Source organism: Rhodococcus sp. AG1013 (genome assembly GCF_003350365.1).
GTDB lineage: Bacteria > Actinomycetota > Actinomycetes > Mycobacteriales > Mycobacteriaceae > Prescottella.
In genome coordinates this window covers 77081-91230 of sequence record NZ_QQAT01000008.1, presented here as the reverse complement: position 1 = coordinate 91230, position 14150 = coordinate 77081, and the positions used below count along the sequence as shown (strand labels likewise).

Here is a 14150-nt window from a genome sequence, read left to right as displayed (position 1 = left end):
GTTTCGGACGCCGCACCGGCCCACGGCACGTTGGGATCGATCATCGCGAGAGCGCAAGGCGAAGGTGCCGGAGCGCGTCGACGATCGCCCCGGGCTCACCGGCCGGCAGCAACGGAAGCCGGACGTTCGGGGTGGATATCCGACCCTGGGCATGGAGAACGGCCTTGATGACGGTGGGATTGGGCTCGGACATCAGTGCGGATGTGGGCCCCACCAATTGGTGCGCCAGCGCCCGTGCGGGCACGGGTCGTCCGCTGCGCCAGAGGTCGTACAGTTCGACGAATTCCCTCGCACACACATTCGCGGTCGCCGCGATCGCGCCCGCCGCACCCATCGCGAGCAGCGGCGAGACGAGCGTGTCCTCCCCCGCAAGAACCGAGAACGCGTCCACAGGAGCGGACCCTGCGGCGCGACCCGACGACGCAGACTCCGCGAGAAGCCGCGCGGTGTCGGTATCCACCGAGCCGACTGCCTGCTTGATGCCGACGATCCGCGGGTGCTTCGCCAGGCGCACAACGGACTCCCAACCCAGATACTGGCCGGTGCGGTACGGAACGTTGTACAGAACGAGCGGAAGCGGACTCCGATCGGCGACGTACTCGAAGTGCGCCATGACCCCCGCCTCGGACGGTCGCGTGTAGTACGGGACCACTACCAATACGCCCGTGACATCGGCTTCCGCATTCAGCGCCTCGATCGCCCGCACGGTGCCGACCGTGTCGTTGGAGCCGGCCCCGACGAGCAGAGGAACCCCGCGCTCGCGGGACACCCTGCCACAGATCCGCACGACATCGCGGCGTTCCGGTGGGCTCAGCGTCGCCGGCTCCGCGGTGGTCCCCAACGCGACGATCCCGGCCGCTCCCTCGTCGATCACGGCGTGCGCGAGGAGTTCCAGCTCGGCAGCGGCGAGCTCACCGTCGTCCGCGAACGGAGTGACGAGCGGGACGAGAATTCCTGACGGGTGGAAGGTCATGCACCCAGTCTCACCGCGCACATAATCAAGATCCAGTTACTGTTCATGGCGCTATCCGTAAGCTGAACTGATGCTCGACATCCGCAAGCTCAGACTTCTGCGCGAACTCGCCCACCGAGGCACCATCGCGTCGGTCGCAGAGGCACTGTCGTACACGCCCTCGGCGGTGTCACAGCAGCTTGCGGCCCTCGAGCGCGAGGCCGGTCGCCCGCTGTTGACACGCACGGGCCGTCGGGTGAGTCTCACGCCGGCCGGGACGATGCTGGTCGAGCACACGGAGGTCGTGCTCGCCGACCTGGAACGAGCCGAGGCCGCGCTCGCCGCGAGCGAGAAGGGCCTGTCGGGTTCGGTTCGCCTGGGGGCGTTTCCGACTGCCCTACGGACGATCGTGCTGCCCGCAATGCTGGAGATCGGCCGCGCCGAGAAGGGTTTGGAACTGACGGTGACCGAGGTGGATCCCGCCACCGTGCCGGATCTTCTTCGCGGCGGTCGACTGGACATCGCGTTGGTTCATGAATACGACAACGTGCCCTCCACCATGGGGCCAGGCATCGAGACCGAACCGATCCTCGACGAGGTCGTGTACCTCGCGTCAACGGAACCGGCGGAGGGGGTCGACATGACGGTGGTCCGCCGGCACGCCGGAAGCCGCTGGATAGTCGGCAACACCGGCACCCTCTGCCACACGATGGCCGTACGCACCTGTCAGTCCCAGGGCTTCGAACCGCACATAGCCCATCGGGTCGATGACTTCGCGACGGTCCTGCGACTCGTCGCCGCGGGAGACGGCGTGGCGTTGGTTCCCCAACTCGGAGCGACCGACGTCCCGGAGGGTGTAGTGCTCACGACTCTCCCGATCCACAGGCGGACCCGGATCGCCTACCGGCTCGGAAGTCGGTTCCGGCCGCCATTCGCCGCCGTGAGCGACGAATTGCACCGTGCGGCACGATCGCTTCCACAGCGCCCCTCGACAACCGATCGATCGCACATCGGGTGATCTCCCGGGCCGCCGGCCGGGTCATTGCCCGCAAAGGTCAGGCGTCGGATCCGGATTCCGGTCGATCGACACGGATGGACCCGGACGCCAGATCCACCCGGATCAACGGCAGCAGGCCTCGACCGGTGATCCGGCTGAACACCACCTCGACGAATGCCAGCAGTATCAGCAAGCACGCCAGGCCGGGAAGCGTCATCGCCCACAGCAGACCCATACGCGTCAGTGTCGGTCGGTGTCGCGCCCGCCTGTCCAGATCTCAGCCCGCGCGGGATCGCAGCGAACTCGCGCCGCGGGCCCACGAGTTCGCCATGTGCTCGCCCACCAGGTCGTCGAACGCGAGGCACGCGGCCGCGCCGAACAGGACGTCGCCGGCACAGTCCGGGCGCTGCGCGACCAGACCGCCCGCGAGGTCGCGGACGACGATCTGCTCGTGCACGGAGTCGGCCTCGACGTGTTCGTCGAAGAACAGGGTGGCCGCGGCGCCGAAGCCGAGCCGACGCAGCCCGGCGGCGTACTTCTTGCTCGGCAGCGCGGAGGTGGTCTCCACCGCGCACAGGTGTCCGGCGAGCGCGGCCCGCAGACGGCGGTGCAGCCCGAAGAGGGACAGCGCGTTGAGCGATGCGAGCGTGACCGCCGGGACGTCGTCGAGATAGTGGGCGTACCCGTCGGACAGCCCCAGCTCGCGCATCGTCGTCGCGAACAGCTGCGAGTGCATCCGCTCGAGACGCCCGCCGCCGTACTCGTCGGCCTGCACCTCGACGAGCGCAGCCTTCGGCCGCCCGACGAGTCTCGGGATGCCGAGCGTGTGGACGTCGGCCTCGCGCAGCTGGTTGAGCGATCGGTGGATCAGCAGCTCCCGGAACTGGTCCGCGGTCGCGTCCGTGGCCATGAAGCCCGCCAACCCGGGACCCACCGTGGGCGCGGTCATCTCCCAGAGCGCTGCCACGACATCGGACGGGTCGACGTCCTCCACCCGCGGGCGCGCGAGCTCGCGGACCGCCGCCTCGAACGGTGCCTCCAGCTCGGCACGCGCGGCGATCAGCTCCGGGGCCCACTCGAGCCGGTCGTCCGCTCCGTCGACGCCGTGCAGATGCAGCTCGTACAACAGCGCCAAGGCCAGCTGCGCGTCATCGTCGTCGATCATGCCGTTCGACGACTCCGACCTGTACCCACGGGCCGCGGTGTTCACGGCCGCCGGGTCGTCCGCGCCGGACAGCACCGCGACGACTGCGGCGCTCACGGGACCGCGTGGTTCGGGAATCGGCATCGGCATCGGCTTCCCCGATCAGTAGCGGTCACCTGCGGTGGTCATTCGTCTCGTTCCTCCGTTCCGCTCCGTGCAGCGCCTAGGTGTACTGCGCCACGAGCCGGTCGAACTCCTCGCTGTCGACCAGGCCGGGCTGTCCGATGTCCAGTGCGGTCAGGAACTTGTGCACCAGACCGAAGTCGCGCCCCAACTCGGCGCGCGAGGGACCCGACGTCTTCGGGCTCACACCGCTTCCGATCATCGCGTCCAGATTGGCGGCGATCTCGTTCAGCTTCTGTCGGTCCGCATCGGTTCGACCGGTTGTTCCTCCAGTTGTCATCCGTTCTCAACCCCGTTTCCGTCTTGTCGTCGTTCGCAAGGTTTCCGGGCACTGACTCTCATACTGCCCGTCTCCGGATCGTTCTGCTGGACAGGATTTCGGCCACGCCGCCTGTGGAGGAAAGAACTCACACCTGTGGACAGCCCTGTGAATGATTCACCGCCAGGGGCGGACTCGACGATGACTCGAGAACCGCTAGGTCACTCGAGTTGACGCAGAGAAGATTTCACGGATTCTGCTGTTTCTTCCGTTTGTGCGAGCTGTCACAGAAGGGCGACCGGCCCGTCCTCCCGCAGCGGCACAACGCAATCGTCGCGCGTTCGTTGACGATCGGGACACCGGCGCCGTCGACGAGACTCACCGGGCCGCGGATCAGCAGCGGCCCGTCGGGGCACACCGTGACGACCACCTCGGCTCCCGCGCCGTCAGCCACGACGGACCGCCTCCCTCCACCCGGCACGGAACACGACCAGCCTTTCGCGGTCCTGCCCCGCCTCGACCAACCCGCGACGCCGAAGCATGCCCTCGCGCGCAGCGGTTATCGGACCGAACGGTATGTCCACGCTGCGAACGATGTCGACTTCCAACCCCCGCTCCTCGAGCATCACCTGCGTCTTCTCGAGACCGCTCAGTGCGGACTGCAGCAGCAACATCACTCCCCCGTCGGTCAGGACGTCGGGCACCTCGGTGCAGATGCGATCGAGCAGCGATCGACCGTTCGATCCCGCATCCCACGCGCGGGCCGCGCCGCGCGTCGGCAACCGGTCGGTCGCCGAAGGCACGTAGGGCGGATTGGACAGCACGAGGTCGAACCGCTCGCCGTCCACCGGCACCGTGAGATCACCCCGCACCACCCGTACGTGAGCGCGGTTGAGCCACGCGTTGATTCGCGTGTTCACCACCGCTCTACGGCCGATGTCGACTGCCGTGATGTCCTCCGAGCCCGCCGCCGCGGCACGCGCGCTGAGCATCCCGGTGCCCGCGCACAGGTCAAGGATCCGAGTGCGGGCACCCACGGGCTCGGAGCTCAGGGCCTGCGCCAGAAGGAAACTGTCGGTTTGCGGACGATAAACACCGGGTAATCGGAGAAGCACGAAGGGCCCCCTCGGTCCTCGTGGCGTCGGAGCACCGACACCTCCTTCGAGTATCGCCGACACCCGCGGGCGGTGCACGGAACCGACGGAACGGCCGGATCAGCCCAGCCGGCGCAAGTCCGCGATCGCCGCACGCGCGGCGAGACCGATCGCCGCATCCGCCCTGGGCAACAGCGCATCCGCGCGCGCCGCCCGGGTGAAGACCGCGACCGCGAACGCGTCACCGTCGGGAAACTCGATCACTCCCACCTCGTTGCGTACCGCACCGAGCGTTCCGGTCTTCCCGGCGACGACGACGTCTGCGAACGGGAATCCCGAGCGCAAGCGCGCGGTGAAGACCTGGCTCGACATCAGGACGCGGACGAATGCCGTCTGATCCGCGGACAGGACGGCCCCGGTCCACACCGCCGACAGCAGCGTCGTCATGTCCCGCGGGGTGGTCGCGCTCGACAGCACCGGGTCGTAGCCGCTCGGGAACACGACGGTGTCGTTGTCGCCGATCCGGGCGAACGCCTCGGCGGGCGAGCGCGTGCCCGTGTCCGCCACCAGCGATTCCAGGCTGTCCGCGGTGCCACCGACGATCCGCGTCGACGAGAGCCCCAGGCCGCCCATCGTCTCGTTCACCCGGTCCACACCCACGCGCCGGAGCAGTTCGTCGGCGGCGGCGTTGTCGGACACCGCCATCATCGAGCGCGCCATGTCGCGCAGCGACATTCGTACCGGATCCGACATCTGCGAGACACCGGTCGGCCCGGTGGTGCGGGTGGACGGGTCGAGGGTCACCTGCCGGCGCGGGTCCAGATCACCGGCGTCGACGAGGCGGCAGAACGTGACGAGCAGCGGCAGTTTGTACACCGAGGCCATGACCACCGGCTGGTCCGGCGATGCCCCGACCTCGATACCCGCGCGTCGGTCCGACACCGGGATCGCGTGCAGACATCCGCGCACGGCGGCGTCGACGAACACGTCCGACAGTCCAGTCGTACCCGTCACGACGTCACCTGCCCGGCCGCCGCGTAGCCGGCGATCCGCGCGGCCATCGCGTCGAGCACCCGGTCCGGCACGTCGGCCGACGCCGACCGCAGGCACCGCAGGCGCAGGCGGATCGACTCGTCGCCCGGCCGGACCCGGCCCACCCCGGGAGCCGACAGCGTGTGGTCCGCGGTGAGGGCGAAGGCCTGGCCGGCGGCCACGAGCGCGAGGGCCCACCGGTCGTCAGGTGCGTTGATGACGTCCAGGTCGGTCCCGACCCGGGCGAATGCGTCGCCCAGCAGGTCGTACGCCGCCGGGCCGTCGGAGCGTGGCGGCGACGCGAACCGCAGGCCGGTCAGGCGGGACAGCCCGCACGGGTCCTGCGCCGCCGCCGGGTGCGAGGCCGGCACCAGCAGGGTCAGAGGCAGGGGCACCACGTCGGTGCCGGTGAGCGGGTCCACCAGGGCGGGATGCTCGATGACACCGAGATCGATTGCACCGGAACCCAATTGGTCGACGAGATCGGCACTCGGGGCGATGCTCACCTCGACGCGGCCCGACCCGGCGAACGACCGGACCGTCGCCGCGAGGTCCGCGACCAGCGCGGTCGGCACCTTCGGCATGACGCCGACGCGGAGGGTGCGCTCGTGCGCCTGCCGCCGGCGCGCGGTGTCGGTGAAGCGCTGGGCCTGTCCGATCAGGTCGATCGCGTCCGGCAGCAGCGCCTGCCCGCTCGCGGTGAGCACGACGCCCTTCGATCCGCGGTGGAACAGCGTGACGCCGAGTTCACGCTCGAGCTTCTTCACGCCCTGGCTCAGCGGCGGCTGGGTCATCCCGAGGCGGGCGGCAGCGCGGCCGAAGTGCTGCTCCTCGGCCACGGCGATGAAGAATTCGAGGTGCAACAGAAGGTTCACGACGGCCCTGAACTGGCCTTATTCGTATCGAGTATCGGTCTCACGTCAATAGCATATTGGACTCGCCGGAGTCCTCGATGCTTCGCTGCCAATCGACATCCAATCGAACGAGCGGAGTGATGATGGCCGACGGGACCAAGCGGGAGTTGTGGAAGCGCGGCGCACTGACACTCGCGGCGGCGGTGGCGCTGACGTCGTGCGGCGTGCTGGGTGGTCCCGACTCCGGCGAGAAGGTGGCGCGCAAGTTCGTCGACGCCCTCGGCAGCGGGGACGTGGCGGCCGCCGCATCGCTCACCGACGACCCCGACGGCGCGAGCGACGTGCTGCGCCGCACCTTCGACGGTGTGGGCGACGGCGCCGAGGCCGAGTTCACCGTCGAACGCGCCGACGACTCACGGTTCACCTACCGGTCGGACTGGGATTTCGGCGGCGGACGGTCCTGGAGTTACACCACGGCGGTGCCGTTGACGTACACCGACGGCACCCGCCGGGTGTCGTGGTCCTCCGCGGTGGTCAACGAACGACTCCAGCCCGGCCAGGCCCTGCAGTACACACCGGTCGCCGACACACGGGCCGTCCTCGACGCCAACGGGATGGCACTGCTGGAGCCGCAGACGGTCACGGTCGTCGACATCGAATCGAACACGCTGGCAACCGATTCTGCGGTGCGGGCGCAACTGTCGCGTCTGCTGTCGCGCGCGGTACCGGGGTTCGAAGTCGCCCCGCCGAATCCCGGCGCGGCGGCGAAGCCGGGCGAGCGGGTGAACCTGGTGAGCCTGCGGCAGCAGGACGCCGCGCCGATCCGCGCCGAACTCGCGAAGATCCCCGGCATCCATCTCTCCGATCAGATGCGGCTACTCACCGTCGACCGGGCGCTGACGTCGCCGGTGGTCGCCGAGCTGCGGGCGACCTGGGAATCGCGACAACAGGATTCGGCGGGCTGGCGGGTGCAGGCCGTCGAGCGCGACGGCGGCGTCGCCGGCACCCTCACCGGCGGCGACCCGCCGGACGGCACGGCGCTGCGCACGACGCTGGATCCCCGCATCCAGCATCTCGCCCAGCAGGCCGTGAACACCGAACCCCGCGCGGCCGCGCTGGTCGCGCTCGATGCCACGAACGGCCAGGTGCTGGCGGTCGCGCAGAACGGGGCCGCCGACAAGTCCGGCCCCATCGCCCTGACCGGCCTGTATCCGCCGGGCTCGACATTCAAGACCGTCACGACGATGGCTGCGTTGCAGAGCGGCGCGGTCAACGCCGACAGCACCGTCGACTGCCCGGGCACCGCGAATATCGAGGGCCGCGTCATCCCCAACGAGAACGAGTTCGATCTGGGCCGCGTCCCGCTGCACTCGGCGTTCGCCCACTCGTGCAACACGACGATGGGCAGACTGGCCGTCGGGCTGCCCGCCGACGCACTTCAGGTGCAGGCACGCGAGTTCGGGCTGGGCGTCGACTACCTGACACCGGGACTGACGACCGTCACCGGTTCGGTGCCGTCGGCGCAGACGCCCGCGCAGCGCGTCGAGGCCGCGATCGGCCAGGGCGAGGACCTGGCGAGCCCCTTCGGGATGGCGATGGTCGCGGCGGCGATCGCCGGGGGCCGGGCCCCTCTACCCCAGTTGATCGGCGGGGAGCCCGCGACCGCCGACCACACACCGGGGCCGCTCGACCCCGACCATGTGCGGGACCTGAAATCAATGATGACCGAGACGGTGCGCAGCGGCACCGCCACGAGCCTCTCCGACATCTCCGGGCTCATGGGCAAGACCGGGACCGCCGAATTCGGCGACGGCACGCACGCCCACGGATGGTTCGTCGGGATCCGCGGCAACGTCGCGTTCGCGGTGCTGGTGGTCTCGGGCGAGAGTTCCGGCCCCGCGCTCGACATCGCCGGCAGCTTCCTGCGACCGATCAGCGACGAGGAGTAGACGCGACCGGCGCCACGCGCACCGCCCCCGCGTCGATGTCGAGCCGCATCGCCCCGGCGAATCCACCGACCCCGCCGGTCCCGCCCAGTTCGGTCAGCACTCCCTCCGCACTGCGGGCGGCGACGCGACAGGCCCGGGCGGTGAACTGGTCGACCAGGGGATGCGCCGCCCGCTCACGCCACTCGTGCACCGCTGCGAGCGCCACGACCCGCGCCTCCTCGAGCGAGGCGTCGGCCGCCAGCCCGAGCCGCTGTGCGGGATCGATGCCGAAACCACCGATGAGCCGCTGCAGTTCGGTCAGATCGTCGCCCGACAGGCCGGTTTCGGCGCTGCGGAGCCGGCCGAGCATGCGCAACTCCTGGAAGCCGTGGACGTCCGCGAGTAGCCGTCCGGCCTCGTCGATCATGCGCGGCGTCTGCGGGGTGGGGTGCGCTTCGAGGACCCGTTCGAGCGCGACGAGCGCGGAGTGCGTCTTGAGTTGATCGGCTCGCTGGCCGAACTGCACGTCGATCACCTGTCGCAGTTCGTCGAGCCCGCTGCGGGCCACCAACTCGGCGGCGAGGCTGGGCGAATCCTGCACCCCGAGCCGGATCAGCATCACCGCGAGCCGAATCCCGAACAGGCCGAACCGGTCCGCGAGTTGACGGCGCATCGCCGCGTCCACGGGCAGCAGGGCGTCGTCGCGGACGAACCGGTCGGCGGACAGCATCGCCAGCTGCAGATCCTCCCCCGGCACCCGCGCGAGCGCCTCGAATGCCGCGAACTCGCTCTGCCGCAACGTCCGCGCGCCCAGCGCCAAGAGGCCCGCCACCGGAACGACCGCCTGACACAGTCCGGTGAGCTCGAGTTCCGCCGTGAACCGGGCCGCCATCTCCTTCGCGGACAGCATCGCGTCGGCCCGGCCCGCCCCCACCTCGTCGGCGCGCGAGACCACCCCGACGACGCCGAGCGGCCCGGACTCGCCGCCCACGTGGGCACCGATCCGGCCCAGGAACTGGACATCCGACGCACTGAGGCTGCGCAGCAGGTACACCACCGCGTCGGCGCCGGACACCGCGTTCTCGGGGGTCAGCATCTCGAGGGTGCGGGCGGAGACGTCCTTCGACAGCGACGACGTACCGGGGGTGTCGATGATCGTCGTCTGGGCGAGCGCGCTGGCCGGCCATTCCACGTCGAGGCGGTCGACACGGTCCGCCGTGAGGTCGCCGAGGTCGAACGTCAGGCGTCCCGCGTGCCGCTGCACGGCCACATTGGCGGATTCGGCGCCGTCGTAGCGGGCGGTGACCGTCGGCGTCGTGCCGCCGCGGTACCAGGTGACGACGCGGGTGCACTCCGTCGCGTCGGTCGGGGCGATGTCCTGTCCGACAAACGCATTGAGCAGCGTGGACTTGCCCGCCTTGACGGAACCGGCGAGCGCGACGCGCAACGGCTGCTCGAGCCGGGACGCGCACTCGTTCAGTTGCGCCCGCGCGACGGGGTTGTCTGCGTAGATCTCGCGTGCCGACACGATCAGGGCGCGCGCCCGCTCGAACGACATCGACGCCGTCACGCCGGCACCTCCTCGTCCACCCCGGCCTCGACGGGAAGCAACTGTGCCGCACGATCCTTCAGTTCGGCGAGCACTTGCATCTGCCGCTCCACCTCGGCGGCGCGGCCGGCGCGCGCGGTCGACTCGACGGTGGCCGCGTCCTGTGCCGCGCGCAACGAGTCACCGAGCGACCGCAGCGTCTGCTCCGCGATCCCCGTGAAGTGGTCGCGCAGCAACCGCTGGATCAACCGGAGCCGGTCCTTGGACTCCTTGCCGACCTGGAAACTGACGTCGTCGGTGAAGCGTCGGATCGCCACCTTCGCGTCGGCCCGCCGCTTGACCACCCGGGCGTCCCGGTCGTCGCGATATGCCTTGGTGCCGAGCAGAACTCCGGCACCCACCGAGATGGGGTTGAGCAGCGTCATCCCCATCAGCGTCGTGATGAGGCCGAACATCAGTACGCCACCGTACGATCCGCGCATTCCGACCAGCACCTTCTGGGTGATGCCGATCCGCCCCGACTCGAGGTCCGCCAGCGCGACCACCGGTTCGAGCACACCGTCGAGATCGGCGACGTCGAGCTGCGGCATCTCCACCGCACCCGCGTCCGCGAAGTGCTCGGCCACCACCTCCGCGAGCCACAGGGCACGGTCGTGCGCCCACACGAAGTTGTCGCCCACCGACTGCGCGATCTGCTCCTCGAGCCACTCGCCCAGCTCGCCCCACTCCTTGCCGGGATCGCCCTCGTCGACCGCACGTTCGGCCTCACGGGTCACCTGCCGCAGCCGGTCCCGCAGGTCGTGATCAATGTCCGACGCCAGATCCGCGATCCCGTCGGCGAGGGTCTGCTGCCATCGCGACGTCTTCTTGTGCAGCTCCTCGGTGGCCGTCTTGGCCCGCTGCAGTTCGGCCACCGCGGCCGCGCCCTTCGTCGGATCACGCAGCGCGGCAAGCTCGCTGCCGAGTGCGAGCATGAGGTGCTCGACCACGGAGTGGACGTCGTGGGACACCGCGCGACGCAACCCGCCCTCGGCGTGCTCGATCACCCGCCCCCGCAGGAACGCGTACAGGGCGTCGAAGCCGGACTCGTCGTGCAGGGACCGGTCGTCGAGGCGCAGGGCGTGCGAACGCAGCACCGACGAGATCGGCACCAGCGGGACGTCGATGCCCGCGCGCTGCAGGTGCGCTCGGTCGGCGTCGACGATCCGCCGCCAGTGCGGATACAGATCGGTCTTGGTGATCAGGCACGCGACCGCGGGACACAGCCCGGTCACCTGGCGCAGGAACGCGAGCTCCGGCTCGGTGAACTCCTGGCTCGCGTCGGAGAGCACGAGAACCGCGTCGGCGGCCGGCAACAGTCCCAGAGTGGCTGCCGCGTGCGGATTTCCGTGCCCACCGACGCCGGGGGTGTCGACGAACACCAGACCGTCCGCCAGCAGCGGGCTCGGCACGTTGACCTCGAGACGCAGCACCTCGCGTCCCTCCGCGCGCGGAGTCGACGGACTGACCGAATCCAGTTCCGCGAGTGGAACCTCGACCCGCCGCGGCTCGCCACCGGGCTCGGCCACGACAAGCTCGGCGAAGGCCCGCTCGGAGTTCTGCACGACCGTCGGTACCGCGGTGGTCTCGTCGTCCCCCACCGAGCACACCGCGAGGTTGAGCAGCGAGTTGACGAACTGGCTCTTGCCCTGTTTGAGCTGTCCCACCACCACGACGCGGAACCGGGGGTCGACCACCCGCGTGCGCACCAGGTCCAGACGATCCACCAGATCCGTCCGGCCCGCGGCCGCCGCGATCCCGGTGGTGCGGTCCAGCAGTGCCGTCAGCGCGGCCTCGTGCGCCGGCACCGCGCGGTTCCGCGTCGGCGACTTCGCCGATTCCGCCGTGTCCGAGGTCGCGTTGTCCATGGGTTTCGCTGCCCCGCTTCTGTGTTCCGACCTACGCCCGCACCGCTGTGCACGCGCTGACTGATCCGCCGCTCCGCTGGATACGAACCGGGGCCCCGTTCGCATTAGCGCGTACGGGGCCCCGTTCGTTACAGGTCGTGTCCGGGCGTCACGGCAGCAGATGGTCTCCGAGATCGACGTGCGCGGGTGTCGGATCGGCGACGGAGCCCGCCTGGCCCTCCACCTCACCGACACCGTTCGCGAACAGTCCGGCATCCGAGTGGGCCGAGCCGAACGCGTCGGTGTCGATCGACGACCACGCATTGCCCGTCACCGCTTCGGACAGACCACCGGTGAGGCTGCCGGCCGCGTCGAGCGCGCCCTGCAGTGCCGAGTCGAGGTCCGTCGTGAGATTGCCCGCGATGTCGGAGGCGCCGGCAAGACCGGCACCGAGTCCACCGTCGGCGTTACCGGTCGAGCCGAAGCCGCCGTCGATCTGTCCCGCGGCGCCGAGACCGGCACCGACCTGCTCACCCAGATCCGAAACCGATCCGAGCGCGCCCGACAGGCTCGCCCCCAGGTCACCCCCGAGGCCGGCACCGAGCCCAGCTCCGAGGGCCGCACCCAGATCGCCACCGGCCGAGCTTCCGGCACCCAGCAAACCCTCGAGCGAGCCGACCGACTCGAGCCCACCGCCGAGCAGACCACCGAGCGCTGCACCGAGATCGGCGTCCGCCGAGCCGCCGACACCGAACGCGCCCTCGAGCAGCCCACCGAGGTCCGCCTCGGCGCCGATTTCCAGGCTGCCGCCGAGGGCCAGGGCATTGTTGAGTGCGGTCCCGAGCGCCGCGGTGAGGGCACCGTCGACGTCGAGCGCACCGCCCAGGGCCCCGCTGATCGCGGCACCCAGGTCCCCACCGGACCCGATCAGACTGCCGAGGTCGATGCCGCCGCCGAGTCCACCGTCGAGGGCCCCGCCGAGGGCGGCACCCAGGTCGGTACCGATCGCTCCACCGATCCCGAAGGCACTCTCGAGCGCCGCCGTCAGGCCGCCGCCGACCTCGAGCAGACCACCGAGGTCCACGCTGCCGGCACCGGCCAGCGCGGCGCCCAGCGCGGCACCGAGGTCCGCGGTCAGCGCACCGTCCACGCCCAGCGAGCCACCGATCACGCTGCCGAGCGACGCGCCGAGATCGAGGAAGCTGCCGAGATTCAGGGCGCTCGCGATATCCAGCGCGCCGCCGAGTTCCAGCGCCCCGCCCAGGGCCGCTCCCAGGTCGCCGCCGACGGATCCCCCGATCGACAGGGCCGACTCGAGCAGTCCGCTCAGCGCCGTGCCCAACTGGCCGGCGATGTCACCGTCCAGTGCGCCGCCCAGGCTGCCGCCGAGCGACAGCGCCGCCTCGAGCGCGCTCTCGAAGCCGGCACCGAGCCCCCCACCGAGCTCGGCACCGGCCTCGATTGCCGCACCGAAGAGTCCGCCGAGGGCGGCACCCAGCTCCCCACCGAGCTCGCCGCCGATCGCGAAAGCACTCTCCAGCGCGGCGCTCAACCCGCCGTCCACCGACAGGAGTCCGCCGAGGTCGAAGCTGGTCACGCCCTCGAGCGCGGCACCCAGGGCTGCACCGAGGTCGGTCACCAGCGACCCGTTCACATCCACGACGCCACCTAGCGCCCCATTCAGAGCGGCCGCCAGCGCACCCCCCAGATCCAGCGAGCCGCCGACATTCGTCAGGCTGCCGAGGTCCAGACCGCCGCCCAGCCCGCCACCGAGGCCGACGGCGGCTTCCAACGCGGCGCCGAGAGCCGCACCGAGCTGCGCGCCGATCGATCCGCCGACCGCAAGGGCGGCACCCAGCGCCGCCACCAGGTCGCCGCCGAGGTCGAGGTCACCGGCGAATCCGCCGCCCACCGCCGCGCCGAGGCCCAGTCCCGCACCAGCGCCGAGACCGAGGCCCGCGCCACCACCCAGACCCAGACCACCTCCCAGGCCTAGTCCGCCGCCGCCGGCGGCCGCGCCGAGCGAGCCCGCCGCGCCCGTTCCGGCCGCCAGGATCGCACCCAGATCGGCGCCCGCACTGCCGAACAGACCAGACTCGGCCGCCATCGGGGCGACGGCGACGATGTCGGCGTGGCACACATCGCCGATTCCCGCCGCACTGAGCGCGGCCTGGGGGTTCGCGCAGTAGGCGGCGGCGGCGTCCTCGTCGCGGAGAAGCCGGAGGATGAAGTCGAGAACTGCGTTGCTGGCCATGAGGTAACTCCTGACGGT

The 14150-nt window shown here is 70.5% G+C and carries 13 protein-coding genes; 2 read left to right on the top strand and 11 right to left on the bottom strand.

Going from position 1 to position 14150, the window contains the following annotated elements:
* Positions 1 to 40 precede the first annotated feature (40 nt).
* On the bottom strand, positions 41 to 973 hold the full coding sequence (gene dapA, locus DEU38_RS12310) for a 4-hydroxy-tetrahydrodipicolinate synthase (protein WP_114721529.1): 933 nt from the start codon (positions 971 to 973) through the stop codon (positions 41 to 43).
* A 70-nt stretch (positions 974 to 1043) separates the two neighbouring features.
* Between dapA and DEU38_RS12305 the strand changes: the two genes are divergently transcribed.
* Positions 1044 to 1970, top strand: coding sequence for a LysR family transcriptional regulator (locus DEU38_RS12305; RefSeq protein ID WP_114721527.1), 927 nt, complete (start codon positions 1044 to 1046; stop codon positions 1968 to 1970).
* Between the two features lie 37 nt (positions 1971 to 2007).
* On the opposite strand, the gene DEU38_RS28445 is transcribed toward DEU38_RS12305, so the two are convergent.
* From DEU38_RS28445 to DEU38_RS12275, 7 genes are all read right to left on the bottom strand, one after another.
* Positions 2008 to 2184, bottom strand: coding sequence for a hypothetical protein (locus tag DEU38_RS28445; RefSeq protein ID WP_181818759.1), 177 nt, complete (start codon positions 2182 to 2184; stop codon positions 2008 to 2010).
* 42 nt (positions 2185 to 2226) lie between these two features.
* Positions 2227 to 3237, bottom strand: coding sequence for an iron-containing redox enzyme family protein (locus DEU38_RS12300; RefSeq protein WP_114721754.1), 1011 nt, complete (start codon positions 3235 to 3237; stop codon positions 2227 to 2229).
* A 79-nt stretch (positions 3238 to 3316) separates the two neighbouring features.
* Positions 3317 to 3556, bottom strand: a complete 240-nt coding sequence (locus DEU38_RS12295; RefSeq protein ID WP_114721524.1) for a hypothetical protein — start codon at positions 3554 to 3556, stop codon at positions 3317 to 3319.
* Positions 3557 to 3782: 226 nt separating this feature from the next.
* Positions 3783 to 3989, bottom strand: a complete 207-nt coding sequence (locus tag DEU38_RS12290) for a CDGSH iron-sulfur domain-containing protein (protein WP_309473096.1) — start codon at positions 3987 to 3989, stop codon at positions 3783 to 3785.
* Positions 3982 to 4650, bottom strand: a complete 669-nt coding sequence (locus tag DEU38_RS12285; protein WP_114721520.1) for a HemK2/MTQ2 family protein methyltransferase — start codon at positions 4648 to 4650, stop codon at positions 3982 to 3984. The genes DEU38_RS12290 and DEU38_RS12285 overlap by 8 nt, the downstream gene beginning before the upstream one ends.
* 99 nt (positions 4651 to 4749) lie before the next feature.
* Complete coding sequence (locus tag DEU38_RS12280; RefSeq protein ID WP_114721518.1) at positions 4750 to 5643, bottom strand: serine hydrolase; 894 nt, start codon at positions 5641 to 5643, stop codon at positions 4750 to 4752.
* Entirely contained in the window at positions 5640 to 6536 is an 897-nt protein-coding gene (locus DEU38_RS12275) for a LysR family transcriptional regulator (RefSeq protein WP_114721516.1), read from the bottom strand. Before DEU38_RS12275 ends, DEU38_RS12280 begins: the two co-directional genes overlap by 4 nt.
* Positions 6537 to 6655: 119 nt before the next feature.
* Between DEU38_RS12275 and DEU38_RS12270 the strand changes: the two genes are divergently transcribed.
* Positions 6656 to 8464: a penicillin-binding transpeptidase domain-containing protein gene (locus DEU38_RS12270; RefSeq protein WP_114721514.1), complete on the top strand. Its 1809-nt coding sequence runs from the start codon at positions 6656 to 6658 to the stop codon at positions 8462 to 8464.
* Here DEU38_RS12270 and DEU38_RS12265 read toward each other — a convergent pair.
* The 3 genes from DEU38_RS12265 to DEU38_RS12255 all read right to left on the bottom strand — a co-directional run bounded on the left by DEU38_RS12265 (position 8448) and on the right by DEU38_RS12255 (position 14132).
* On the bottom strand, positions 8448 to 10001 hold the full coding sequence (locus DEU38_RS12265; protein WP_181818767.1) for a dynamin family protein: 1554 nt from the start codon (positions 9999 to 10001) through the stop codon (positions 8448 to 8450). The genes DEU38_RS12270 and DEU38_RS12265 overlap by 17 nt on opposite strands.
* Before the next feature lie 8 nt (positions 10002 to 10009).
* Positions 10010 to 11899 carry a dynamin family protein gene (locus DEU38_RS12260; protein ID WP_114721510.1) on the bottom strand — a complete coding sequence of 630 codons (1890 nt, stop codon included), beginning with the start codon at positions 11897 to 11899 and terminating at the stop codon, positions 10010 to 10012.
* Between the two features lie 148 nt (positions 11900 to 12047).
* A complete protein-coding gene (locus DEU38_RS12255) occupies positions 12048 to 14132 on the bottom strand; it encodes an IniB N-terminal domain-containing protein (protein ID WP_114721508.1) in 2085 nt (694 codons plus the stop codon).
* Positions 14133 to 14150 lie beyond the last annotated feature (18 nt).

What these genes read in the sequence shown, in the direction of transcription:
- DEU38_RS12255 (WP_114721508.1), bottom strand. Translation starts at nt 14,132, where the DNA reads ATGGCCAGCAACGCAGTTCTCGACTTCATCCTCCGGCTTCTCCGCGAC.
- DEU38_RS12305 (WP_114721527.1), top strand. Translation starts at nt 1,044, where the DNA reads ATGCTCGACATCCGCAAGCTCAGACTTCTGCGCGAACTCGCCCACCGA.
- DEU38_RS12300 (WP_114721754.1), bottom strand. Translation starts at nt 3,237, where the DNA reads ATGCCGATTCCCGAACCACGCGGTCCCGTGAGCGCCGCAGTCGTCGCG.
- dapA (WP_114721529.1), bottom strand. Translation starts at nt 973, where the DNA reads ATGACCTTCCACCCGTCAGGAATTCTCGTCCCGCTCGTCACTCCGTTC.
- DEU38_RS12295 (WP_114721524.1), bottom strand. Translation starts at nt 3,556, where the DNA reads ATGACAACTGGAGGAACAACCGGTCGAACCGATGCGGACCGACAGAAG.
- DEU38_RS12260 (WP_114721510.1), bottom strand. Translation starts at nt 11,899, where the DNA reads ATGGACAACGCGACCTCGGACACGGCGGAATCGGCGAAGTCGCCGACG.
- DEU38_RS12270 (WP_114721514.1), top strand. Translation starts at nt 6,656, where the DNA reads ATGATGGCCGACGGGACCAAGCGGGAGTTGTGGAAGCGCGGCGCACTG.
- DEU38_RS28445 (WP_181818759.1), bottom strand. Translation starts at nt 2,184, where the DNA reads ATGGGTCTGCTGTGGGCGATGACGCTTCCCGGCCTGGCGTGCTTGCTG.
- DEU38_RS12265 (WP_181818767.1), bottom strand. Translation starts at nt 10,001, where the DNA reads ATGTCGTTCGAGCGGGCGCGCGCCCTGATCGTGTCGGCACGCGAGATC.